The sequence below is a fragment of the Plantibacter sp. MMLR14_011 genome, assembly GCF_001865025.1.
In the GTDB taxonomy this organism is placed as follows: domain Bacteria; phylum Actinomycetota; class Actinomycetes; order Actinomycetales; family Microbacteriaceae; genus Plantibacter; species Plantibacter flavus_A.
Map to the genome: position 1 here is coordinate 319,094 of NZ_MJGW01000001.1, position 24,112 is coordinate 343,205.

Below are 24,112 nucleotides of genomic sequence, written 5' to 3' on the forward strand. Positions count from 1 at the left end.
TGCGCGAGCAGCTCGGGAGCGTTGCACATGGCGGGAAGCGGACGGCCGGAACTCCGGGTCGCGATGATCGGATACGGCTTCATGGGAGCCGCACACTCGCAGGCCTGGCGCACCGCACCGCGCTTCTTCGACCTCGACGCGGAACCGGTCATGGCGACGATCGTCGGCCGCAACGCCGAAGCGCTCGAAGCGGCCCGCGTGAAGTTCGGCTGGCAGTCGGCCTCGACCGACTGGCGGAGCGTCATCGCCGACCCGTCCATCGACATCGTCGACGTCTGCACCCCCGGCTCCTCGCACGTCGAGATCGCGATCGCCGCCCTCGAAGCCGGCAAGCACGTCCTCTGCGAGAAGCCGCTCGCCAACAGCGTCGAGGAGGCGGAGCTGATGGTCGCCGCGGCCGAGGCGGCGAGGGCCCGCGGCGTCCGCTCCATGGTCGGCTTCAGCTACCGTCGTGTGCCCGCCATCGGGTACGCCCGCCAGCTCATCGCGGAGGGCGCGCTCGGCGACGTCCGCCAGATCCGCGCGCTCTACCTCCAGGACTGGCTGAGCGACGCGGAGGGCCCGATGACCTGGCGCCTCGACAAGGACCAGGCCGGCTCCGGCTCGCTCGGTGACATCGGCGCGCACGCCATCGACCTCGTGCAGCACCTGACCGGCGCCCGACTCGACACCGTCAGCGGGACGCTCGCCACCTTCGTCACCGAGCGACCACTCCTCGGCGAGACCGTCGGCCTGAGCGGGACCGCCTCCGATGAGCGCGGTGCGGTCACCGTCGACGATGCCGCCTGGTTCACCGCGAAGCTCACGGGCGGACTCGCGGACGGCGCCATCGGTGCCTTCGAGGCGACCCGGTACGCGACCGGCCGGAAGAACGCGCTCCGCATCGAGCTGAGCGGATCGCGCGGAGCCATCGCCTTCGACCTCGAGCGGATGAACGAGCTCGAGGTGTACGACGCCACCGCTCCCGCCGGCAAGCAGGGCTTCACGCGCATCGTCGTCACCGAGCCGGAGCACCCGTACATGGCCGCCTGGTGGCCGACCGGTCACGGCATCGGCTACGAGCACCCGTTCTCGCACCAGGTGCGCGACCTCGTCCAGGCCATCACCGGCGGCACCGATCCCGAGCCGTCCTTCGCCGACGGGCTGCAGGTCCAGCGGGTCCTGCGTGCCGTCGAGTCGAGCGCGGCGAACGGCAGCGCCTGGACACCCACCGACTGATCCGTCCCCATCGCACCATCAGCAGCAGCACCCACCAAGGAGAGAACGCAATGACGCTTCGTACTTCATCCCGCCGCCGGACCCGACTGGCCGCAGTCGCCCTCGGCGTCTCGGCCCTCATGCTCGGCGCGACCGCCTGCTCCAGCGGCGGCGGCGCCCCGAGCGGCAGTGCCACCCTCTGGGGCCTCACCGGCACCGACGAGGACACCGTCCTCGGCCCGTCGCTCAAGGAGTGGAACGCCGCCAACGCCGACGGCCAGGTCGCCGCGACCTACTTCCAGAACGACGCTTACAAGACCAAGATCCGCACGGCCGTCGGCGCGGGCAGCGCCCCGACCATCATCTACAGCTGGGCGGGCGGCACGCTGAACTCCTACGTGGACGCCGGCAAGGTCGCCGACATCACCTCGGAGACCGCGGACGCCAAGGGCAAGTTCCTCGAGTCCGTCTGGAACCAGGGCGTCATCGACGACAAGGTCTACGCGGTGCCGATGAACGCCACCACGCCGATCATGTTCTACTACAACAAGGACGTCCTGAAGGCCGCCGGCGTCGAGGTCCCGACGAACTTCGACGAGATCGTCGACGCCATCCCCAAGCTCAAGGCCGCGGGCGTGGCCCCGTTCTCGCTCGCCGGTGCCTCCAAGTGGCCGTCGCTCATGTGGGAGGAGTACCTCGTCGACCGCGTCGCCGGCCCCGAGGCCTTCAACAAGATCATGGCCGGTGAGGCCGACGCATGGAGCGACCCCGGCATCATCGAGGCGAACGAGAAGATCCAGGAGCTCGTGAAGGCCGGCGCGTTCGTCGACGGCTACGCCTCGGTCACCGCCGACAGCAACGCCGACGTCGCCCTGCTCTACACGGGCAAGGCCGCGATGATGCTCCAGGGCGCCTGGGTCATGACGACCTTCAAGCAGCAGGCGGCCGAGTTCGCCGAGAAGGGTCTCGGTTACACGACCTTCCCCGCCGTCACCGGTGGCAAGGGCGACCCGTCGAACATCGTCGGCAACCCGTCCGGGTACTTCTCCATCTCCGCCTCGGCGACGAAGGAGCAGAAGGCCAGCGCGCTGAAGTACCTCACCGAGGGCGTGTTCGACAAGGGCTACATCGACCGCATGGTGAAGGCCGGCCAGGTGCCGCCCATCACCGACATCGACTCGGAGATCGCGGACGCCGGCGGCGACTTCGGCACGACCGTCTACGACCTGACGAAGAACGCCAAGAACTTCCAGATGTCGTGGGACCAGGCGCTCCCGCCGGCACAAGCGACCGCGCTGCTGACGAACCTCGACCAGCTCTTCAACCTGCAGATCACCCCGCAGGAGTTCTCCGACAACATGAACAAGACGATCGGACAGTGATCTCCCGATGACCGTCACCCGTCCATTGAACGGGGCCCGAGGGGCCGGTGCGGCAGCGATGCGCCGCCGCACCGGCCCCAGCGGCTGGATGGTCGCGCCGGCGCTGGGCTTCTTCCTCGTCTTCGCGATCATCCCGCTCATCGTCGCCCTGTACCTGAGCTTCACCCGCTGGGACGCGATCACCGACCCCGCGTGGGTCGGCCTCGACAACTGGGCCTCGGTCCTCGTCGACCCGGTCGCGATCGACGCGCTCGTCCTGACCCTCAAGGTCATCGTGATCTCCTGGATCGTCCAGACACCGATCAGTCTGCTGCTCGGGACCTGGACCGCCGGCAAGCAGCGCAACCGGGCCGTCCTCGGCGCGATCTTCTTCCTGCCACTCCTGCTGTCGTCGGCGGCGACGGCCATCGCGTTCAAGGCGATCCTCGACCCGAACTTCGGTCTGTCGGCGTCGCTCGGCATCCCGTTCCTCAAGCAGGACTGGCTCGGCAACCAGCAGCTCGTGCTCTTCGTCGTGATCTTCATCATCGCGTGGCAGTTCGTGCCCTTCCACACGCTCCTGTTCCAGGGTGGCGTGCGGCAGATCCCGGCGTCCCTCTACGAGGCGGCCGAGATCGACGGTGCGGGGACGGTCAAGCAGTTCTTCCACATCACGCTCCCGCAGCTGCGGTACACGCTCGTGACGTCGTCCACGCTCATGATCATCGGTTCGCTCACCTACTTCGACGTGATCTTCGTGCTCACGGGCGGTGTTCCGAGCGCCGGCACCCGCATCCTCCCGATCCTCATGTACGTGACGGGCTTCTCCGCGAGCCAGTTCGGGCAGGCGAGCGTCATGGCGATCATCCTGGCCGTCATCGGTCTCGCCATCGCCCTGCTGCTCACCAAGCTGAGCGGCTTCGCCAAGATGGACAGTCAGCAGGAGGGCCTCTGATGTCAGCGACCAACCCACTCACGAAGCCCGGTGGGCTCCCGACGGGAAGCCTCGACACGGTCAGCGTCTCGACCGCCGGGTCCAAGCGCGGACGCCCGGGCGAGCACGAGACGCGAGGCAGGCGCCCCCGCGGTGCCCGCCGCAAGCCGAACATCATCGGCGGGATCGGCGCATGGATCTGGCTGCTCATCATCGTGCTGCCGATCTACTACATCGTCATCACGAGCGTGCGCCCGCAGGCCGGGTTCTTCTCGAGCAACCAGCTCATCCCACCCACCGACCCGACCCTCGACGGCTACGCGCTCGTCCTGCAGAGCGACTTCTTCCTGTACCTCGGCAACAGCGTCGTCATCACCGTCGCGAGCGTCGCCGTCACCGTGTTCGTCTGCCTCATGGCGTCGTACGCGATCGTGCGCACCAACTCCCGATTCACGCGGGGAGCGTTCTCGTTCTTCCTGCTCGGCCTCGCGATCCCGCTGCAGGCGACGATCATCCCGCTGTTCTACATGCTCAGTAAGGCGGGACTCTACGACACCCTCCTGGCGCTGATCCTGCCGTCGATCGGCTTCGCGGTGCCCGTCACCGTGCTCATCCTGTCGAACTTCATCCGCGACATCCCCAAGGAGCTGTTCGAGTCGATGACCGTCGACGGCGCGTCGAGCTGGCGGACCCTGGTGTCGCTCGTCCTCCCGCTCGCCCGGCCGGCGATCGTCACCGTCGCGCTCTACAACGCGCTCAACGTGTGGAACGGCTTCCTGTTCCCGCTCGTGCTCACGCAGTCGCCGAGCAACCGGGTGCTGCCGTTGTCGCTGTGGACGTTCCAGGGCTCGTTCAGCGTGAACGTGCCGGCCGTGCTCGCCGCCGTGGTGCTGTCGACCCTGCCGATCTTCATCCTGTACCTGTTCGGCCGACGCCAGTTGATCAGTGGCATGACCGCCGGCTTCAGCAAGTAGTGCCGGTCGCGAGTCGACCGGAGACCGAACCACCCCCTGAGAGGAACACATGACTGACAAGCAGGCGCTCGTGGTGCGAGGCGGCTGGGACGGACACATGCCCGTCGAGACGACCGCGGCCTTCATCCCCTTCCTGGAGGCGAACGGGTTCACCGTCCGCGTCGAGGACGGGACCACCGTCTACACGGACACCGACTACCTCGACACGGTCGACCTCATCGTGCAGATCAACACGATGAACACCATCGAGCCGGAGGAGTTCGCCGGCCTGCAACGCGCCGTCCTGAACGGGACGGGCATGGCCGGTTGGCACGGCGGGATCGCGGACTCGTACCGCAACAACGCCGACTACCTCCACATGATCGGTGGCCAGTTCGCGCACCACGCCGGCAAGGACCCGGCCGAGCGGACGGGGGAGCAGTCCGACAACTACATCCCCTACACCGTCCACATCACCGAGTACGGCCGGACGCACCCCATCACCGAGGGGATCGAGGACTTCGACCTCGTCACCGAGCAGTACTGGGTGCTGAGCGACGAGTACAACGACGTCCTCGCGACGACGACGCAGGAGGTGCGGCCCTGGGACGCGTGGAACCGTCCCGTCACGGCGCCCGCCATCTGGACCCGCCAGTGGGGGAAGGGCAGGATCTTCGTGTCCGCGCCCGGCCACCGCATCGAGATCGTCGAAGACCCGAACGTCCGCACCATCATCGAAAGGGGCCTGCTGTGGGCAGCGCGCTGAACGGGCCATTGGAGAGCACCGGAGGGTCCGTCCTCCGGGTCGGCGTCATCGGCGTCGGCAACATCTCGAAGCAGTACTTCGCCGAGTTCCCGAAGCTGCCGAACCTCGAGCTCGTCGTCGTCGCGGACCTCGACCTCGCCCGCGCCGCGGAGGTCGCCGCCGAACAGGGCGTGCGGTCGTCGAGCGTCGACGAACTGCTCGCCGACCCCGAGGTCGACGTCGTCCTGAACCTCACCATCCCGGCCGCGCACGCCGAGGTGGCGCTCCGGGCCCTCGAGGCCGGCAAGCACGTCTACGGGGAGAAGCCCCTCGCGCTGTCGACCGCCGAGGCGCGACCGGTGCTCGAGCTCGCGGCGGCGAAGGGCCTCCGCGTCGGCAGCGCGCCGGACACCGTCCTCGGGTCCGGGGTCCAGACGGCGCTCGCCGTGCTCGACAGCGGCGCCATCGGTCGGCCGATCGCCGCAGCCGTCGCCTGGAGCGCCCCGGGACACGAGCTGTGGCACCCGGCCCCCGCGTTCTACTACCAGCCGGGTGGCGGACCGCTCCTCGACATGGGGCCGTACTACCTGACGAGCCTCGTGTCGTTCTTCGGTCCCGTCGTGCGGGTGTCGGGCGCGGTCGCGCGGTCGGATCGTGAGCGGTCGGTCGCGACCGGAGCGCTGGCCGGGACGCCGATCCCGGTGCACGAGGAGGTCGACACGCACGTCACCGCGATCCTCGAGCACGCGAACGGGGTGGTCTCGACCGTGACGGTCTCGTTCGAGGTGTGGGCGAGCCGAGCGCCGCTCTTCGAGGTCTACGGGACGGGCGGGACGGTCGCCGTGCCCGACCCGAACCGGTTCTCGGACCCGGTGGAGATCGCGACGGCCGACGACCGCACCTGGCGTGCCGTCCCCGACAGCGCCGGCTTCGTCGACGCCGGGCGCGGGGTCGGCCTGTCGGACCTGGCCGAGGCGATCGAACAGGACCGACCGCATCGGGCCTCGGGCGACCTCGCGTTCCACGTGTTGGAGATCATGGAGGCGATCATCGTCGCCGGTCGTGAGCACCGCGTCGTGGAACTGAGCAGCACCGTCGACCGTCCGGCACCCGTGGCCCGCGAACTGTCACTCCGGCACAGTTCCAGCCGCTCGGACTAGCGTCGAGTGACAGTTCGCGGGACCGGAAGCAGGCGGACGTCGGTGAGGGTGCCGTCGGTCACCCGCGCGGTCATCATCGTGCACTCCGGTTGACGACGGCGGTCCGTCGGCGACCCGGGGTTGAGCAGACGCAGACCCGCGGGGGAGACGGTGTCCCACGGGATGTGGCTGTGTCCGAAGACGAGGACGTCGGTGTCGGGGAAGGCCTCGTCGGCCCGTCGCTCGCGACCGGTCGCCGCCCCCGTCTCATGGACGACGGCGAACCGCAGGCCGTCGAGCTCGAAGCGCGCGACCTCGGGAAGACGCGCGCGGAGGCCTGGGCCGTCGTTGTTGCCGAAGACACCGACGAGGCGGGTCGCCCGGGCCTCGAGGGCGTCGAGGGTCGCCTCATCGACCCAGTCACCCGCGTGGACGACGAGGTCGGCCGTGTCGACGGCGGCCCAGACCGCGTCCGGCAGGACCTTCGCCCGCTTCGGCAGGTGGGTGTCGGCGAGGAGGAGCAGCGAGGTCGGCATGGTCCCACGGAAGCGGATCGGGCGGACTCCGTCAACCGGGTGGTGCTCGCGCGCCCGTCGACCCGCTCGGGGACCGGGCCGCGGACCGCCGTTCACGGACACTCCCGCAGGAGGGGCGACTAGGGTGATCCCATGCCCGCAACCGACCTTCGTTTCTCCGGGAGGATCGCCGGCTACGGCACCACGGGCGGCGTCCGCATCGTCCTCGGGCTCTGGTCCACCTCGCCGTTCGGCTCGTTCGCCGACGCGATGATCGAGGACTCCCGCGGCAAACGCCTGCTGCTCGCGCCGACCCAGGAGATCGCCGACTTCATCTCCTCCACGTACACCTTCGACGACGTCGAGATCGGCACCGTCGGCTGGACCCGCCTGCCGACGGGGCTCCGCTTCGTGGGCGGTCCGCTCGACACGACCCTCCGCATCGGCGGGAGCTCTCCGCTCGGTCGAGCGCTCCGGGTCGTCCCCAAACCCGTGGCCGTGAACCCGGTCTGGCTGCAGACGATCGACCCCCTCGCCCGCGTGCTCCAACCCGGCGCCCGGACGGCAGGCTCCGCAGGCAACGGTCGACGCGAGTACTACGGCGTGACCGGCGCCCGCCGCATAACCGCCGCCACCGCGAGCTGGTCCGGTGCCGACCTCGGCACCCTCGCCCGACTCGACCCGCCCGTGCGTTTCGGCTTCGGCTCCGCGCCGGCCGACCCGCACCTCGTCGACATCGTCACCACGGTCCGCCAGCCCGCCTGAGCTGGTCGGGCGTCGCGCTGCTCACCCGCTAGCCGGTGCCGGTGCCGGTGCCGGTGCCGGCGTCGCAGGAGGAGATCCGCGCGGTGGCAGGACGTCACTCAGCCGAACGTCCTGCCACCGTGCCGATCTCCTGCTCCCGCGCCGCGGACCATCCAGACGTCGACCTCGTCCTCGCGTTCGAGCGTGAAGCCGTGGCGCTCGTAGAGGCGGCGGGCCGGGCTGCCCTGCAAGACGTTCAGGCGGAACGGGCGCGGGTCACCGTCGTCGGCCAGGAGCCGCGTGAGCACCGCGGTGCCGAGGCCCGCGCCCTGGTGCTCGGGCGCCAGATAGAAGTGCTCCAGCCACCGCTCGTCGGGTTCCGGGCGGAGGGCGACCAGCCCGGCCGTGATGCCCTCGACCTCGATCACCGAGGTGTGTTCCGGTCGATATCCGCTGAGGAAGCGCTGACGCACGCGGGTCTCGTCGTAGCGACCGAGGCGCTCGAGGTCGGGTCGCATGACGACGGCACGCAACTCGACCATCCAGGTCGAGTCGTCGATGGTGGCGGGGCGGAGTGTCCAGGCGGCGGGCATCCGTCCAGTCAACCATCCGTGGCCGGAGGCGGGTGAACCGGCGTGTGCTCGGATAGGGGACACTGGAGGGATCGAGTAGAGGGTGTGCGTGTGAGCGAGTCGACAGCGGTCGGGGCGGGTCCAGCGGGCGGATCCGGCATGGGGAGCGGACTCGACTCGGTGCGCCGTCGCAACCTCGGCCGGATCGTCGAGCTCGTCCATCAGGGCGGCGTGCAGTCGCGGTCGGCGCTCACGAGGACGACCGGGCTCAACCGGTCCACGGTCGCCGCGCTCGTCACGGAACTCGCCTCGATCGGTATCGTCACGGAGTCCGTCCCGGTCGGTGGGCAGGGTGTCGGCCGGCCGTCGCCACTCGTCTCAGCCGGCCCGCGAGCCGTCGCCTTCGCAGCGAACCCGGAACTCGACGCGATCACGGTGGCGGCCGTGCGACTCGGCGGCGAGGTCCTCGAGCGCGTGCGTCGCGAGGTCGACACGACACCGACGGCGGCCGAGGCGACGGCGATCATCGCGCAACTGGTCGCGGAACTCGCCGACCGCCTGCCCGAAGAAGCTCGCGGCGGCGGTGGGATCGGGCTGGCGGTCCCCGGTCTCGTCCGGGACGCCGACGGGGTCGTCCGGCTCGCACCGCACCTCGGGTGGGTCGACGAGCCCTTGGTCGAACGGTTGCGTGCCGCGACCGGTCGTGCGGTGTTCGCGGCCAACGACGCGAGTCTCGGCGCCCGGGCGGAGCGGACCTTCGGGGCGGGCCGCGGTATCGACGACCTCGTCTACCTGAACGGTGGCGCGAGCGGTATCGGTGGTGGCATCATCGCCGGCGGCCGACCCGTCGGTGGTGCACGCGGCTACGCGGGGGAGTTCGGCCACACCTCGGCGACGACCGCCGGCAATGCGCTCGAAGACGCTGTGCGACGCAGCGAGCTCCTCCGTGTCGCCGGTCTCGCCGCCGGGGACGACGCGGTCCTCGAAGCGGCGCTCGCCGAGGGCATCGCGGCCGATCCGGCCGGGGCGATGCGGGAGGAGGTCGTCCGGCAGGCCAGGACGCTCGGACGGGCGCTCGCCGGGACGGTGAACATCCTCGACCCCGAACTCGTCGTCCTCGGTGGTCATCTCGGGATCGTGCTCGAACTGGCGTCGGAGGAGTTGCACGACGCGGTCCGTGAGCGGGCGCTCGTCCCGCCGTTCGAGGACGTCTCGATCGTTCGTGCGGAACTCGGCCAGGACCTCCTGCTCATCGGTGCCGCGGAACTCGCGTTCGATCGCCTCATCGCGGACCCCGCCGCCTGGTGATCCTCGCCCTGGGTGCTGTCGGCCTGGTGGTCAGCGCGGTGCGCCGGCGTGAGATGCGCTCACCCGGCGTCAGCGCGGTGCGCTGACGCGAGATCGCGCGAATCGGCGTGGGAGCGGGGCATGGACCTGAGCGCGGGTCTCCAGAGGGGCGCGCTCACGCGTGTGACTCGCGCTCACGTCAGCGCACCGCGCTGGGACCACCACCACCACACCAGACGCGACCACGAAGGGGTCAGAAGGCCGGGCGACCCGTCGACTTCCGCACGATGAGCTCCGGCTCGATCGTGCCGCGGTAGCCGACGGCGTCGACCTCGAGGTTGCCGAGCAACCGCGCGACACAACGACGCCCCAGTTCGTCGAAGTCCTGCCGCACGGTCGTGAGCGGCGGCCAGAAGTGCGGTGCCTCCGGGATGTCGTCGAACCCCACGATCGACACGTCCCGGGGCACGTCGTACCCCTCGTCGCGGATCGCGTGGATGAGACCGAGCGCCATCTGGTCGTTCGAGGAGAAGATCGCCGTGAAGTCGCGCACCCGCATGAGTTCGATCCCGGCGCGATACCCGAAGTCGGCGGTCCAGTCACCGAGGATCGGCGCGGTCGTCGGCACGTCCTGCGCGCTCATCTCGGCGAGGAACCCGTGCATGCGCGCCTCCGCCTCGATCCAGTCCTGCGGGCCGGCGAGATGGTAGATGTTCCGATGCCCGAGCTCGATGAGGTGCCGTGTCGCCAAGCGTCCACCGGCGACCTGGTCGACACCGATCGAGTGGTCGTCGAGGTCACCGCCGGACTGCACCGCGATGAACGGCACCCGTACCTGCAGCTCCTCGATCGCCCGGAACACCCGGACCTGCGGCGCGATGACCACGATGCCGTCGACCGACTGCGCGAGCAGATGCTCGACGGCGGCGACGATCGACGCGTCGGAGACGTCGGGCAGGTTGGCCGTGCTGACGAGGTACCCGGCGTCCTTGCTCGCGTTCTCGATCGCCTGGATCATGCTCGCCGGACCGTACTGCGACCGCTGGCTCGCGAGCACGCCGATCGTCCGCGACCGACTCGTCACGAGTGCCCTGGCGGCCCGGTTCGGACGGTAGTTGACCTCGTCCATTACGGCGAGGACCCGGTCGCGGGTGGAGTCGCGGATGCTCGGATGGTTGTTGAGCACCCGTGAGACCGTCTGGTGGGAGACCCCGGCCAGGCGCGCGACATCGCGGATATTGGGGGCTCGCCCCCGTTCGGCGTCGTCGCTCACGGATTCCTCGGACCTCGATGTGCACGGTCACATTTCGTGCTGCACCCATTATGCACACGCGTCAGCCCCCCCCCGACGGATCGGGTCCCCCAGGGCGCGTGGAGCCACGGAGGGGTCCGCGACGGTACCGTTGGGGGATGGATACCGAAAGCGTCGCCCGCGTCATCGAAGCCACCGACTTCTCGGGCGTCGTGCTCGTCAAGCGCGGTGACGAGACGCTCTTCGAGGCCGCCCGAGGCCTCGCCTCGAGGGAGCGCGACGAACCCATCACGCTCGACACCCGCTTCGACACGGCCTCCATCACGAAGCTCTTCACCGCCGCCGCCGTGCTCCAGCAGGTGGACGCCGGACACATCGACCTCGACGAGTCGATCCACGAGTACGTCGACCTCGACGGCACCACCATCCGCCGCGACGTCCAGCTGCTCCACCTGCTCACCCACACCTCCGGCATCGCCGACGACGCCGACGAGACCGCCGGCGAGAGCTACGACGACCTCTGGGCCGAGCGCCCGGCCTCGTCGATCCGCGAGACCGCCGACCTCCTGCCGCTCTTCGCCGACAAGGAGCCGCTCGCGGCCCCCGGCGAAGAGGCGAACTACGTCAATGCGGGCTACGTGCTGCTCGGGCTCGCGCTCGAGGGCGTGACGGGGCTGCCGTACCGCCAGCTCATCGAGCAGCAGGTCTTCGCGCTCCTCGGCATGGACCACTCGGGCTTCGTCGACCGCCGGACGGGCGAGCCCGGCCTGGCCGAGGGCGGCGACGTCGACGACGACGGCGTCTGGCACTCGAACGCCGACGCGTTCCCACCGCTCGGCGGCCCGGACGCCGGTGCACAGTCCACCGCGGCCGACCTCATCACCTTCCTGCGCGCCGCCCGCGACGCGAAGATCGTCACCGCCGAGCTGACCGAGGAGTTCACCTCCCCGCAGATCGAGGTCGACGAGGAGATCTCCTACGGCTTCGGCTTCGAGTTCGACGTCGACGAGGGCGGCCAGGTGCGATCGATGTACCTCGACGGTGTCAACCCCGGCGCGAGCGGCATCGTCCGCACCTACTTCGGCCCGACCGCCGCCGACGCCATCGACGTCGTCGTGCTGTCGAACTCCGAGGACGGCGCGTGGGACGTCATCCGCGCGATCGACGCCGAACTCTAGGCGTCCACTGGGATCGCCCGCGCACCTCCCCGGGTTCCGGCCACGCCGATCGGGGCGTAGCTGCGCCCCCGGCACGTGCTTGCACGGGCACGCTGAGAGCGCGACCATGCCCCGGCAATCGCCGGTTATGAAAATGAGACCCATCCCGACTTGACATCAGGTGGAGGTCTGGGGCTATCGTGTGACACACAATGTGAACGGTCACATTCGGAGTGACGAGGAAGTCGACGTGGGAACGAAGCGCAATGGAGCGAGCAGGTCGGCGATGAGCCGCCTCCCGATCCACGGCACCGATCGATCCGACCACAGCTCCCTCTCGGCCCGGCTCTCCGCCGGCCACCTCTCCCTGCACCCTCGCCGGCACCACGACGAGGCGCCCGCACCCGCACCCGCGAACGCCACGTAACCGACGAGCGGCCTCGATGAGCTGGACACATCGGAGCCGACAGACCTGCGCATGACAATGACGTCCAAGCAACTCCCTAGGGAAGGAACCACACAGTGAAGAAGAGAATGCTCCTCGCCACGCTGGCCGCAGGCACGATGATCGTGTCGCTCGCCGGCTGCTCCGGCGGCGCAAGCGGCGGATCGGGCGGCGGCGAAGGCGACGGCAAGCTCGTCGGCGTCGCGATGCCCACCAAGAGCTCCGAGCGCTGGATCCAGGACGGCAACGCCGTCAAGGAGCAGCTGGAGAAGGAGGGCTTCAAGGTCGACCTGCAGTACGCCGAGGACGACATCCCGACCCAGGTCTCGCAGATCGAGAACATGATCACCAAGGGCGCCTCCGTCCTGATCATCGCCTCGATCGACGGCACCACGCTCACGAGCGTGCTGCAGGAGGCCAAGGACGGCGACATCCCCGTCATCGCCTACGACCGCCTGATCCGCGACAGCGAGAACGTCGACTACTACGCGTCGTTCGACAACTACAAGGTCGGCGTGCAGCAGGCCAACTCGGTCCTCAACGGCCTCGGCCTCGTCGACCTCGAGGGCAAGCCCACCGAGGGCGCACCCGCCGGTCCGTTCAACATCGAGATGTTCGCCGGCTCGCCCGACGACAACAACGCCACGTTCTTCTGGGACGGCGCTCAGGACACCCTGAAGCCGTTCATCGACGCGGGCACCCTCAAGGTCGCCAGCGGCCAGACCTCCTTCGAGCAGGCTGCAACGCTCCGTTGGGACGGTGAGACCGCGCAGAAGCGCATGGAGAACATCCTCACGTCGACCTACTCCGACGGCAGCAAGGTCAACGCGGTCCTGTCGCCCTACGACGGCATCTCGCGAGGCATCATCTCGGCGCTGACCGACGCCGGCTACTCGGTGGGCGACGGCTGGCCCGTCATCTCCGGCCAGGACGCCGAGCTCGACTCGGTCAAGGCCATCGAGTCCGGCGAGCAGTACGCGACCATCTTCAAGGACACCCGCCAGCTGGCGAGCGAAGCCGTCAAGATGGCCGTCGCCGTGCTGAACGGTGAGAAGCCCGAGGTCAACAACACCGAGGACTACGACAACGGCAAGAAGGTCGTCCCGTCCTTCCTCCTCGAGTCGCAGATCGTCGTCAAGGACAACATCCAGGAGGTCCTCGTGGACTCCGGGTACTGGACCGAAGACGAGATCAAGGGCTAGTCAGTCCTGCAACACCCCTTTCGACAGGCTCAGGGAACGGAATCACTTCCGATCCCTGAGCCTGTCGGAGGGCCCGGTTCAACGACGATCACCTGTAAGGAGACACGGTGTCAGGCGAGACCACGAGCATCCTCGAGATGCGCAACATCATCAAGACCTTCCCCGGCGTCAAGGCCCTCTCGAACGTCACGCTCGATGTGCAGCGCGGTACCGTGCACGCCATCTGCGGTGAGAACGGCGCCGGCAAGTCGACGCTCATGAAGGTGTTGTCCGGCGTCTACCCGTTCGGCACCTACGAGGGCGACATCGTCTTCGAGGGCGAGACGATGGAGTTCAAGGACATCCGCGACTCGGAGTCCAAGGGCATCGTCATCATCCACCAGGAGCTGGCCCTCAGCCCCTACCTCTCCATCGCGGAGAACATCTTCCTCAACAACGAGCTGAAGGGGCCGCTCGGCCTCATCGACTGGAACCGCACCAACCAGGAGGCGGCAGCACTGCTCGCCCGGGTCGGCCTGCGGGAGAACCCGACGACCAAGATCCTCGAGATCGGCGTCGGCAAGCAGCAGCTCGTCGAGATCGCGAAGGCCCTCTCGAAGCGCGTGAAGCTCCTCATCCTCGACGAGCCGACGGCCGCGCTGAACGACGAGGACTCCGACCACCTGCTCGACCTGATCCTGCACCTCAAGGAGCAGGGCATCACGTCGATCATCATCAGCCACAAGCTCAACGAGATCAAGAAGGTCGCCGACACCGTCACGGTCATCCGCGACGGCAAGACCATCGAGACGATCGTGAAGAACGACGTCACCGAAGAGCGCATCATCAAGGACATGGTCGGCCGCGACCTCGAGCACCGCTACCCGGACCACACGCCGAACATCGGCGAGGAGATCCTGCGCGTCGAGGACTGGACCGCCCACCACCCGCAGGACCCGACCCGCGTGATGGTGGACGCCGTCAACCTCAACGTCCGCGCCGGTGAGATCGTCGGCATCGCCGGCCTCATGGGCGCCGGCCGCACCGAGTTCGCGATGAGCCTGTTCGGTCAGTCCTACGGCAGTCGGATCAGCGGCAAGGTGTTCAAGAACGGCACCGAGATCCGCACCCGCACGGTGTCCGAGGCGATCGACAACGGCCTCGCCTACGCCACCGAGGACCGCAAGTACTACGGCCTCAACCTCATCGAGGACATCAAGCGGAACATCTCGATGGCCTCGCTGAAGAAGCTCGAACGCGGCGGACTCGTCAACGACAACGAGGAGTACAAGGTCGCCGAGGAGTACCGGAAGAGCATGAACATCAAGGCTCCGAACGTGCTCGCGAAGACCGGGAAGCTCTCGGGCGGCAACCAGCAGAAGGTCGTCCTCTCGAAGTGGATCTACTCCGACCCCGACGTCCTCATCCTCGATGAGCCCACCCGTGGGATCGACGTCGGCGCGAAGTACGAGATCTACACGATCATCAACCGCCTCGCCGCCGAGGGGAAGGGCGTCATCGTCATCTCCTCCGAGCTCCCCGAGCTCATCGGCATCTGCGACCGCATCTACGCGCTCAGCGAGGGCCGCATCACCGGCGAACTGCCGATCGAGGAAGCGAACCCCGAAGCGCTCCTCAAACTCATGACCATGGAGAAGCCCCGCTGACGCGGGCGCGGACGGATCGAAGGAGAACCGCAATGTCCGATCTGGACACCAAACCCACCGTCCCGGCAGGCGACGGCACCGCCGCCGGCGGCCTCGTCAACCCGGCCACCAACCGCTTCACGAGCTGGCTGACCCACATCCTCAGTGACCTCGGCAAGAACGGCATCTTCATCGCCCTCCTGCTCGTCGTCGTGTTCTTCGCCGTCATCACCGACGGCATCCTGCTGCGGCCGCAGAACATCTCCAACCTGATCGTGCAGAACGGGTACATCCTCGTCCTCGCGATCGGCATGGTGATGGTCATCATCGCCGGCCACATCGATCTGTCGGTCGGTTCAGTTGCGGCCTTCGTCGGTGCGGTCTCCGGGGTGTTCGCCGTGCAGATGCAGATGCCGTGGTGGATCGCCGTCATCCTGTCGCTCGCCATCGGCGCGCTCGTCGGTGTCTGGCAGGGCTTCTGGATCGCCTACGTCGGGATCCCGGCGTTCATCGTGACCCTCGCCGGCATGCTCATCTTCCGCGGCCTCGCGCTCGTGGTCCTCGGCAACGCCAACATCGGTTCCTTCCCGGCGGAGTACCGCGCGCTCGGCAACGGCTTCCTGAACGACGTGTTCGGTGACTTCCCGATCGACCCGCTCACGCTCGGGATCGGCGTCATCGCCGTCGTCGGCCTCGTCGTGCAGCAGGTCCGCACGCGCCTCGGCCGTCAGAAGTACGGCCAGGAGACCGAGCCGTTCCCGTGGTTCGTCGCCAAGCTCGTCCTCATCATCGCGGGCATCGGCTTCTTCGTGTACGCCCTCGCCGCGTACAAGGGCATCCCGGTCACGCTCATCGTGCTGGCCGTCCTCGTGCTCGTCTACGGCATCGTCATGAACCGCTCGGTCTTCGGCCGCCACATCTACGCGATCGGTGGCAACCGTCACGCCGCGGAGCTGTCCGGCATCAAGACCCGCAAGGTCGACTTCTTCCTGTTCGTCAACATGGGCTTCCTCGCGGCGCTCGCGGGCCTCATCTTCACGGCCCGCCTGAACCTCGCCGGTCCGAAGGCCGGTGACGGCTTCGAGCTCGAGGCGATCTCCGCCGCCTTCATCGGTGGAGCCGCGGTGCAGGGTGGCGTCGGTACCATCGGCGGCGCGATCATCGGCGGTCTCATCATCGGTGTGCTGAACAACGGTATGTCGATCATCGGCCTCGGCATCGAGTGGCAGCAGGCCGTCAAGGGTCTCGTGCTGCTGCTGGCCGTCGCGTTCGACGTCTACAACAAGCGCCGCAGCGGCGGACGCTGATCCCGAGGTCCGCGACAGCGGAACCCGGATCGATCCGACGCATGGACATCCACCACGGAGGCGAGAGCACCGGCGACCTGGCCGGTGCCCTCGCCTCCGTGCGTGGTGGCGAGGCGACCGCCCCGCCCGAGTCCTCGTCGGCCATGCCGGCGCTCGCCGTCCTGCGGGACGGCACGCCGCTGCTGGAGGTGCCCTTCGGCACGGTGCACGCCGTGCTCGGCCCGGTCTCCGCGCTCCGGCACCTGATCGCGCGGTTGTCCGGGACGGCTCCCGCCCCGCGCGGCGTGACCAGGTCGTCCGGTTCCGAGACGGTGCTCGTCGCCGGTCGACCGGCGCGGTTGTCGTCCCGGGCCGCATCGAGCGCCTCCGGGGTGGCCGTCGTGACGGCCGGGCAGGCCATCAGCTGGTCGCAGACCATCGGCGAGAACGTGCTGCTCGGTTCCGAGCGTGCCGCGGGCCTGCGGGAGACGGTCGTGCGGCTCCTCCGAGGACCGTCCGCCGATCGGACGTCCGTGGAGCAGAGCGATGCCGCGCGGATCCGCCGCGCTCTGCGTATCGTCGGGCTCGACCGGTCACCCGCGGACCCCGCCGGTGCCCTGTCGGTCGTGGAGCGTCGGCTCGTGGAGCTGGCCAGGGCGGTCGCCGCGGAGGCGTCGCTCATCGTCATCGACGACAGCGGACCCGCGCTTCGAGCGGACGAGGTCGAGCGCTGGCGGCAGGCGATGGTCGAGGTGGCCCGAGTTCCTCGAGCCGCCGGCCCAGCACCCGGCGTCCTGCTCGCGACCGGGGCCGTCACCGGGCTGGCGGGCGTCGCATCGACCGCGACCGTGCTGGCCGTCGGCGGTGCCCACTCGCCCTCGATCCGACTGACTCCCGACAGCGGTGAACGCGAGGTGCTCGAAGCCATGGCCGATGGTGCGCTCGCCCTCGACGCCGCAGGTCCGGCCGGGGCCCGCTCGTGGACACCGGGTACCGCGACGGTTCCCACGGATCGGGTGTCGGGCACCGGCCTCGCCGTCGAACACTGGACCGCGAGCCACCCCGCGGACCCCGAGCGGACCGTCGTCGACGACCTGTCCTTCGCCTGCGCACCGGGGGAGGTGCTCGGGCTGTTCGGTCCGCCCGACTCCGGTGCCGGGGAAGTGTTGCTGAGCGTCTTCGGTCGGTCGTACGGTGCGCGGACCCGTGGTTCGGTGGCGCTCGACGGTGCGGCGGTCGACGTCTCGACGACGGACCTGGCGCGCGCCGCGGGGGTGCTCTACACGACCGAGCATCCGATCCGCTTCGACCTCTCCTTCCTCGGCGGAGTGCCGTCGAGTGTCTCCCCGGACGCCCTCACGAGGATGGTCAGGCTGGGTGTGGCCGACCCGCGCCGCGACTACCGGGCGACGACCGTGCCGAGTGGCCTGGTCGCCGCACTCCCCGGCGTGCACCGCGGACCGGACGCCGACCAGTTCACGGAGTCGCTCCGGATCATCGCGGACACGGGGGCACGCGCCGTGCTGCTCGCCGAACCGTTCGGTGCGACGGGCGCCCCCGGCTCCGAGGACGGACGTCGGCGGGCTGAGCGGTGCGCCCTGATCCGATCGCTCGCGGCGTCCGGCCGGGCGGTCGTCGTCTCGAGCGAGGACCCAACGGCGCTCGCGGCCGTCTGCGACCGGGTCGTCGCCGTCCGCGCGGGCCGGATCGTGGGGACCGTCGGCGCTGCTGACGCGCCGGATCCCGAGCCGCTCGACGCACGCGCCGTCATCGAGACGATGGGCGGTCTCGCATGAGTCGAGATCGCGTCGTCCTGTGCATGGCCACGGCAATATACAACGTTGTACACTGGAGTGCGGCCCAGCCCTGATCCACCCGAACGAGCAGCCGCCCCCACCCGCTTCACCACAGCATCGCGAATCATCCGAGCACCAGATCGACGAAGGAGTCCCACCGGTGAACACCGAGCAGAACCCGGCCGCCAGCGCCCCCGAGCAGGCGACCGCCACCCACGCCGAGACCTACACGATCGGCGTCGACTTCGGCACGCTGTCCGGCCGAGCCGTCGTCGTGCGAGTGTCCGACGGCGCCGAACTCGGGTCGGCGGTGCTCGACTACCCGCACGCCGTCATGGATCGGGAGCTCGCCTCCACCGGCGCCGCGCTGCCGCCCGACTGGGCGCTGCAGGTGCCGGCCGACTACGTCGCCGTCATGCAGTCCGCCGTGCCGCGCGCCGTCGAGGCCGCCGGGATCGACCCCGCCGCCGTCATCGGCATCGGCACCGACTTCACCGCCTGCACGATGGTCCCCGTCATCGCCGACGGGACGCCGCTCAACGAGCTGCCCGAGTACGCTGACCGCCCACACGCCTACGTGAAGCTGTGGAAACACCACTCCGCGCAGCCGCAGGCGGACCGCATCAACGAGCTCGCCGCCAAGCGGGGCGAGTCCTGGCTGCCGCGATACGGCGGGCTCATCTCGAGCGAATGGGAGTTCGCCAAGGGGCTCCAGCTCCTCGAGGAGGACCCCGAGCTCTACGAGCGCATGGACCACTGGGTCGAGGCGGCCGACTGGATCATCTGGCAGCTCACCGGCACCTACGTCCGCAACGCCTGCACCGCCGGCTACAAGGGCATCTACCAGGACGGCGCCTACCCGAGCCACGAGTTCCTTGCGGCCCTCAACCCCGCCTTCGAGCGCTTCGCCGACGACAAGGTCGCGCACGAGATCGGTGAGCTGGGCGCCGCCGCAGGCACCCTGTCGGCCGAGGCCGCTGGGTGGACCGGTCTCCGTGAGGGCATCGCGGTCGCGGTCGGGAACGTCGACGCGCACGTCGCGGCACCCGCGGCGCAGGCCGTCTCGCCCGGCCAGATGGTCGCGATCATGGGCACCTCCACCTGCCACGTCATGAACGGCGACGTCCTCCGCGAGGTCCCGGGCATGTGCGGCGTCGTCGACGGCGGCATCATCGCCGGCCTCTACGGCTACGAGGCCGGGCAGTCCGGCGTCGGCGACATCTTCGCCTGGTACGTCGCGAACCAGGTCCCCGCCCGATACACCGAGGAGGCTGCGGCGCGCGGCGTCAGCATCCACGAGCACCTCACCTCCCTCATCCAGGACCAGCCGGTCGGCGCGCACGGCCTCGTCGCCCTCGACTGGCACTCCGGCAACCGCTCGGTCCTCGTCGACCACGAGCTCTCGGGCACCGTCCTCGGTCTGACGCTCACGACCCGCACCGAGGAGGTCTACCGCGCACTGTTCGAGGCGACCGCGTTCGGCACCAGGAAGATCGTCGAGACGTTCAATGCCTCGGGCGTCCCCGTCACCGAGTTCATCGTCGCCGGCGGTCTGCAGCGGAACCCCTTCCTCATGCAGACCTACTCCGACATCCTGCGCCTGCCGATCTCCATCACGGCGAGCGACCAGGGCCCCGCACTCGGCTCGGCCATCCACGCCGCCGTCGCCGCCGGGGCCTACCCGGACGTCCCGGCCGCCAGTGCCGCCATGGGCAAGGTGAACCGCGCCGTCTACACACCGAACGAGGCCGCCGCCGACGCGTACGACCTGCTCTACGCGGAGTACGCGACGCTCCACGACTACTTCGGTCGTGGCGCCAACGACGTCATGAAGCGCCTGAAGCGCATCCGCCGAGCCGCCCTCGGTGGCGGCGTCGACAGCCTGCCGACCGACACCGAGACCACCGCCCTCGAAGGAGCAACCGCGTGAACACCTACTCACCCGAGATCGAGGTCGCGATCGCGCGCGTCCGGTCCGACGTCGCCAAGCTGCACGGCGAGCTCGTCCGGTACGGGCTCGTCATCTGGACCGGCGGCAACGTCTCCGGTCGGGTGCCGGGAGCCGACCTCTTCGTCATCAAGCCCTCCGGCGTCGACTACGACGACCTCGCGCCCGAGAACATGATCCTCTGCGACCTCGACGGCAACGTCATCCCGGGCACGCCCGGTGCTGAGCGGTCGCCGTCGAGCGACACCGCGGCGCACGCATACGTCTACCGGCATATGCCCGAGGTCGGCGGCGTCGTGCACACCCACTCCACCTACGCGGTGGCCTGGGCCGCACGCGCCGAGCCCATCCCGTGCGTCATCACGGCGATGGCGGACGAGTTCGGCGGGGAGGTCCCGATCGGTCCGTTCTCGATCATCGGCGACGACTCGATCGGACGCGGCATCGTCGAGACGCTCACCGGTCACCGCTCGCGCGCGGTGCTCATGCAGAACCACGGGCCGTTCACGATCGGGAAGGACGCCCGCGACGCCGTGAAGGCCGCGGTCATGGTCGAGGACGTCGCCCGTACCGTGCACATCTCGCGTCAGCTCGGCGAGCCGAAGCCCATGCCGACCGAGGCGATCGACGCCCTGTTCGACCGCTACCAGAACGTCTACGGCCAGGCGCCGCAGGGCGCGCTCTAACCAGAACGATCTCCGGCCCCCGCGCCGTTCCCGGTCCCTGAGCCTGTCGAAGGGCAGGGACCGCCGCACCGAACTCCGGTCCCTGAGCTTGTCGAAGGGCCCACCCACTCAGAAAGCAGACCCACCCATGCCGAAGCCCACCACCACGCTCGACCACTACACCGTCTGGTTCCTCACCGGCAGCCAGAACCTGTACGGCGAGGAGACCCTCCGTCAGGTCGCCGAGCAGTCCCAGGCCATCGCCGCCGAGCTCGGCGCCGCCGCCGACGTCCCCGTGCGGATCGAGTGGAAGCCCGTCCTCAAGGACTCCGAGTCGATCCGTCGGGCCATGCTCGACGCGAACGCCGACGACAGCGTCATCGGTCTCGTCACCTGGATGCACACCTTCAGCCCGGCCAAGATGTGGATCGCCGGCCTCGACGCGCTGCAGAAGCCGCTGCTGCACCTCCACACGCAGGCGAACGTCGAGCTGCCGTGGTCGGAGATCGACTTCGACTTCATGAACCTCAATCAGGCGGCACACGGCGACCGCGAGTTCGGGTACATCCAGACGCGTCTCGGCGTCGCCCGCAAGACGGTCGTCGGCCACGTCTCGGACCCGCGGGTCCAGCGTGAGGTCGGCACCTGGCAGCGCGCCGCCGCCGGTTGGGCGGCCACGCACGAGCTCAAGCTCGCACGCTTCGGCGACAACATGCGGTACGTCGCCGTCACCGAGGGCGACAAGACCGAGGCCGAGCTGCGCTTCGGGGTGCAGGTCAACACGTGGAGCGTCAACGAGCTCGCCGAGGCCGTGCACGCGTCGACGGACGCCGACATCGACGCGCTCGTCGCCGAGTACGAGGAGCTGTACGACGTCGTCCCCGAGCTGCGGAAGGGTGGCGAGCGGCATGAGTCGCTCCGCTACGGCGCCGCGATCGAGCTGGGCCTGCGCTCCTTCCTCGAGGCCGGCGACTTCGCCGCGTTCACGACGAGCTTCGAGGACCTCGGCGAGCTGCGTCAGTTGCCGGGCCTCGCCGTCCAGCGCCTCATGGCCGACGGCTACGGCTTCGGCGCGGAGGGCGACTGGAAGACGGCCGTCCTCGTGCGTGCCGCGTCCGTCATGGGCGCCGGCCTCCCCGGTGGCGCCTCGCTCATGGAGGACTACACGTACCACATGGAGCCCGGCAACGAGCTCATCCTCGGGGCGCACATGCTCGAGGTCAGCCCGACGCTCTCCTCGGCTCGTGCCACCCTCGAGGTGCACCCGCTCGGCATCGGTGGCAAGGAGGACCCGGTGCGCCTGGTCTTCACGGCCGACTCCGGCCCCGCCGTGGTCGTCGCGATGAGCGACATGCGCGACCGCTTCCGGCTGACGGCGAACGTCGTCGAGGTCGTCCAGCCCATCGAGGCCCTGCCGAAGCTGCCCGTCGGGCGCGCCGTGTGGAAGCCGGCTCCGGACTTCGCGACCTCGGCCGCTGCCTGGCTCACCGCCGGCGCCGCGCACCACACCGTCATGTCGACCGCCGTCGGGGTCGAGGTCTTCGCCGACTTCGCGGAGATCGCCAAGACCGAGCTCCTCGTGATCGACGAGTCGACCACCACGCGCGACTTCCAGCGCGAGGTCCGTTGGAACAACGCGTACTACCGCCTGGCCCAGGGGTTCTAGCCTCGGGACGATCCGACCGGGACGGCCTCCTGCCCACTAGCGGGAGGCCGTCCCGCGTCGTGCTGTCGTCGATCGTGCGGTGCGACGACGGCGCTTGCTAGCCTGGGGCGACGCGCCGGGGGTGGCGCACTGAACGACGGGGGTCGACCGATGACGGATGTGTTCACGCGGCCGGAGCAGCACGAACCGGGCGACCAGAGGACGGCCGAGCCGACGAGGCTCGGATGGAAGCTCGCGATCGGTGGGACCGTCCTCGTCGCCGGTGTCGGAGCGGTCCTCGCGATCGTCGCAGCGACGGGCGGGTTCACCGCCGCCGACCCGGCGGCCGCCGAGCGGGCGATGGAACGGTGCATCGCGGAGCGGGCGAGCAGCATCGTCGACGCCGGCGACCGTACCCCGGCCGAGGCCGCCGCCGAGGGATGTGCGCTCGATGCGGAGTCGGACACCTTCCTCGACGAGTACGGCGACTGACCCGTACCCGTCCGGACGCGCTAGGGGAGGAGTCCGACGACGGCGCCGACAGCGAAGAGCGCCAGCGCGCTCCACATGAGGATGTCGTCGGTACTCATACGGAGCTTGAGGCGTCGGCCGCGAGTGCTGACGCGGCCGACCATCGCGTCGGGCGCCGGTGCGACCGTCTCGGTGCTCCGTCGGTCGCCCCGGGTCTCGCACCACCGGGCCCAGCGCTCGACACGGTCGTCCACGGCGTCGACAGCGGCGGCGATGTCCTGCCAATCGTCGACCTTCGTCGTGACGAGGTCGTCGGTGGTCACGAGGAGGAGCCAGTCGTCGACGATCTCGACGTCGAAGCCGCGCACGTGGTCGAGGAGGCGCGCCATCACGTCGGGCGTGAACAGGTAGAGCGCGTCCGCCTCGTAGCCGATCGGGCAGTAGAGGTGGAAGTGTCGGTCGAAATCGCCCTCGAGCTCCAGTCGCTGAGTGCCCACCGGGGCGCTCGCGGCGCTCATGCCGCGGCGTCGGCCGTCCTGCGCGCGGAGCACCAGGTGTGGCAGGGCGATCGGTATCCGGAGCGCGCAGTAGCCGCCGAAGGGGGCCGCGAGGTTCTTCCGGTTTCCGGTGATCTCGTAATTCGTGATCTCGATGCCGCGCGGTTGGCGGCTTCGGAGGACGCGGTGAAGGTTCAGTGCACCGCGGTTCCGCCAGGGCATGTCGCGCGGCGCCGCAACGGGGCCGACCAGGTAGTCGAATCCGTTCGCCTCGGCGAAGGCGACGAGACGGAGGTGCGTGCGTCGCATGGTCCTGCGTGACCAGACCCTGACCGTCGTCCGGACGAGGATCACGGCGACGGTGACCATGGCCAGCGCGAGCGTTCCCAATCCGAAGGCGAGTCGTGCAGCATCCGCGCCGTGTTGTGCGAGCGCCAGGACGCCGATCAGCGTGAAGAGCGGGATGCTCAGCAGTCCGCCCACCGTGCCGATCGTGGTCGTGATCCGGCGCGCCCGCCCGATGCGGTCGAGGGCGTCGGGCTGTTCGGCGACGAAGGCTCGCCATTGCTCTCGAACCTCGCGGCGGGGAAGCGGCCGGGTGAGCGCACTCGTGTCGAGTGGTTCGGGGAGTGCCTGCACGTTCACCAGCCTAGTTCCGCGTCGAGGCGTGGCCCGA

General features: G+C 69.4%; 22 protein-coding genes. 18 read left to right on the plus strand and 4 right to left on the minus strand.

The annotated features are described in order from the left end of the window. The first annotated feature begins 27 nt into the window (after positions 1–27). Genes BIU99_RS01560 through BIU99_RS01585 form a run of 6 tightly spaced genes read left to right on the plus strand, consistent with a single transcriptional unit; the run spans position 28 to position 6,350 of the window. Positions 28–1,218, plus strand: a complete 1,191-nt coding sequence (locus tag BIU99_RS01560; protein WP_139205293.1) for a Gfo/Idh/MocA family protein — start codon at positions 28–30, stop codon at positions 1,216–1,218. A 50-nt stretch (positions 1,219–1,268) separates the two neighbouring features. Next, positions 1,269–2,579 carry an extracellular solute-binding protein gene (locus BIU99_RS01565; protein WP_071258843.1) on the plus strand — a complete coding sequence of 437 codons (1,311 nt, stop codon included), beginning with the start codon at positions 1,269–1,271 and terminating at the stop codon, positions 2,577–2,579. Between the two features lie 7 nt (positions 2,580–2,586). Further along, on the plus strand, positions 2,587–3,513 hold the full coding sequence (locus tag BIU99_RS01570; protein ID WP_071258845.1) for a carbohydrate ABC transporter permease: 927 nt from the start codon (positions 2,587–2,589) through the stop codon (positions 3,511–3,513). Continuing rightward, a complete protein-coding gene (locus BIU99_RS01575; protein WP_083397123.1) occupies positions 3,513–4,466 on the plus strand; it encodes a carbohydrate ABC transporter permease in 954 nt (317 codons plus the stop codon). Before BIU99_RS01570 ends, BIU99_RS01575 begins: the two co-directional genes overlap by 1 nt. Before the next feature lie 49 nt (positions 4,467–4,515). Then, entirely contained in the window at positions 4,516–5,211 is a 696-nt protein-coding gene (locus BIU99_RS01580; protein ID WP_064295003.1) for a ThuA domain-containing protein, read from the plus strand. Beyond that, positions 5,196–6,350 (plus strand): Gfo/Idh/MocA family protein, encoded by a 1,155-nt coding sequence (locus BIU99_RS01585; RefSeq protein WP_254773545.1) that lies wholly within the window; start codon positions 5,196–5,198, stop codon positions 6,348–6,350. The genes BIU99_RS01580 and BIU99_RS01585 overlap by 16 nt, the downstream gene beginning before the upstream one ends. Here BIU99_RS01585 and BIU99_RS01590 read toward each other — a convergent pair. Next, the gene (locus BIU99_RS01590) at positions 6,347–6,865 is read right to left on the minus strand and encodes a metallophosphoesterase (protein WP_071258846.1); all 519 of its coding nucleotides are present in this window, start codon (positions 6,863–6,865) and stop codon (positions 6,347–6,349) included. The two genes, BIU99_RS01585 and BIU99_RS01590, sit on opposite strands and share 4 nt — an antisense overlap. 132 nt (positions 6,866–6,997) lie before the next feature. Between BIU99_RS01590 and BIU99_RS01595 the strand changes: the two genes are divergently transcribed. After that, entirely contained in the window at positions 6,998–7,609 is a 612-nt protein-coding gene (locus BIU99_RS01595) for a hypothetical protein (RefSeq protein ID WP_064295001.1), read from the plus strand. A gap of 98 nt (positions 7,610–7,707) precedes the next feature. Here the strand turns inward: BIU99_RS01595 and BIU99_RS01600 are convergent, their stop codons facing one another. Then, a complete protein-coding gene (locus BIU99_RS01600) occupies positions 7,708–8,181 on the minus strand; it encodes a GNAT family N-acetyltransferase (RefSeq protein WP_071258847.1) in 474 nt (157 codons plus the stop codon). A 90-nt stretch (positions 8,182–8,271) separates the two neighbouring features. Here BIU99_RS01600 and BIU99_RS01605 point away from each other — a divergent pair, with 90 nt between their 5' ends. Beyond that, complete coding sequence (locus BIU99_RS01605; RefSeq protein WP_231884320.1) at positions 8,272–9,468, plus strand: ROK family protein; 1,197 nt, start codon at positions 8,272–8,274, stop codon at positions 9,466–9,468. A gap of 232 nt (positions 9,469–9,700) precedes the next feature. Here the strand turns inward: BIU99_RS01605 and BIU99_RS01610 are convergent, their stop codons facing one another. Beyond that, entirely contained in the window at positions 9,701–10,720 is a 1,020-nt protein-coding gene (locus tag BIU99_RS01610; protein ID WP_064294998.1) for a LacI family DNA-binding transcriptional regulator, read from the minus strand. A 137-nt stretch (positions 10,721–10,857) separates the two neighbouring features. Here BIU99_RS01610 and BIU99_RS01615 point away from each other — a divergent pair, with 137 nt between their 5' ends. The 10 genes from BIU99_RS01615 (at position 10,858) to BIU99_RS01655 (ending at position 22,960) form a co-directional block, all read left to right on the plus strand. Further along, a complete protein-coding gene (locus BIU99_RS01615) occupies positions 10,858–11,877 on the plus strand; it encodes a serine hydrolase (protein WP_071258849.1) in 1,020 nt (339 codons plus the stop codon). A gap of 265 nt (positions 11,878–12,142) precedes the next feature. Beyond that, a complete protein-coding gene (locus BIU99_RS19850; RefSeq protein ID WP_153303513.1) occupies positions 12,143–12,283 on the plus strand; it encodes a hypothetical protein in 141 nt (46 codons plus the stop codon). A 107-nt stretch (positions 12,284–12,390) separates the two neighbouring features. After that, the gene (gene chvE, locus BIU99_RS01620; RefSeq protein WP_064294996.1) at positions 12,391–13,503 is read left to right on the plus strand and encodes a multiple monosaccharide ABC transporter substrate-binding protein; all 1,113 of its coding nucleotides are present in this window, start codon (positions 12,391–12,393) and stop codon (positions 13,501–13,503) included. Between the two features lie 137 nt (positions 13,504–13,640). Then, positions 13,641–15,149: a multiple monosaccharide ABC transporter ATP-binding protein gene (gene mmsA, locus BIU99_RS01625; protein WP_064295024.1), complete on the plus strand. Its 1,509-nt coding sequence runs from the start codon at positions 13,641–13,643 to the stop codon at positions 15,147–15,149. A gap of 32 nt (positions 15,150–15,181) precedes the next feature. After that, positions 15,182–16,435, plus strand: a complete 1,254-nt coding sequence (gene mmsB / locus BIU99_RS01630; RefSeq protein WP_064294995.1) for a multiple monosaccharide ABC transporter permease — start codon at positions 15,182–15,184, stop codon at positions 16,433–16,435. 41 nt (positions 16,436–16,476) lie between these two features. After that, positions 16,477–18,210 carry a hypothetical protein gene (locus BIU99_RS01635; RefSeq protein ID WP_071258851.1) on the plus strand — a complete coding sequence of 578 codons (1,734 nt, stop codon included), beginning with the start codon at positions 16,477–16,479 and terminating at the stop codon, positions 18,208–18,210. Between the two features lie 232 nt (positions 18,211–18,442). Continuing rightward, the gene (araB, locus tag BIU99_RS01640) at positions 18,443–20,140 is read left to right on the plus strand and encodes a ribulokinase (RefSeq protein WP_071259320.1); all 1,698 of its coding nucleotides are present in this window, start codon (positions 18,443–18,445) and stop codon (positions 20,138–20,140) included. Continuing rightward, positions 20,137–20,844, plus strand: coding sequence for an L-ribulose-5-phosphate 4-epimerase (locus BIU99_RS01645; protein ID WP_071258853.1), 708 nt, complete (start codon positions 20,137–20,139; stop codon positions 20,842–20,844). The genes araB and BIU99_RS01645 overlap by 4 nt, the downstream gene beginning before the upstream one ends. A gap of 127 nt (positions 20,845–20,971) precedes the next feature. Then, positions 20,972–22,489, plus strand: coding sequence for an L-arabinose isomerase (araA, locus tag BIU99_RS01650; RefSeq protein ID WP_056014267.1), 1,518 nt, complete (start codon positions 20,972–20,974; stop codon positions 22,487–22,489). A 150-nt stretch (positions 22,490–22,639) separates the two neighbouring features. Beyond that, positions 22,640–22,960 (plus strand): hypothetical protein, encoded by a 321-nt coding sequence (locus BIU99_RS01655; RefSeq protein WP_064294992.1) that lies wholly within the window; start codon positions 22,640–22,642, stop codon positions 22,958–22,960. A 20-nt stretch (positions 22,961–22,980) separates the two neighbouring features. Here the strand turns inward: BIU99_RS01655 and BIU99_RS01660 are convergent, their stop codons facing one another. Continuing rightward, positions 22,981–24,075, minus strand: a complete 1,095-nt coding sequence (locus BIU99_RS01660) for a hypothetical protein (protein WP_139205294.1) — start codon at positions 24,073–24,075, stop codon at positions 22,981–22,983. Between the last annotated feature and the right edge of the window lie 37 nt (positions 24,076–24,112).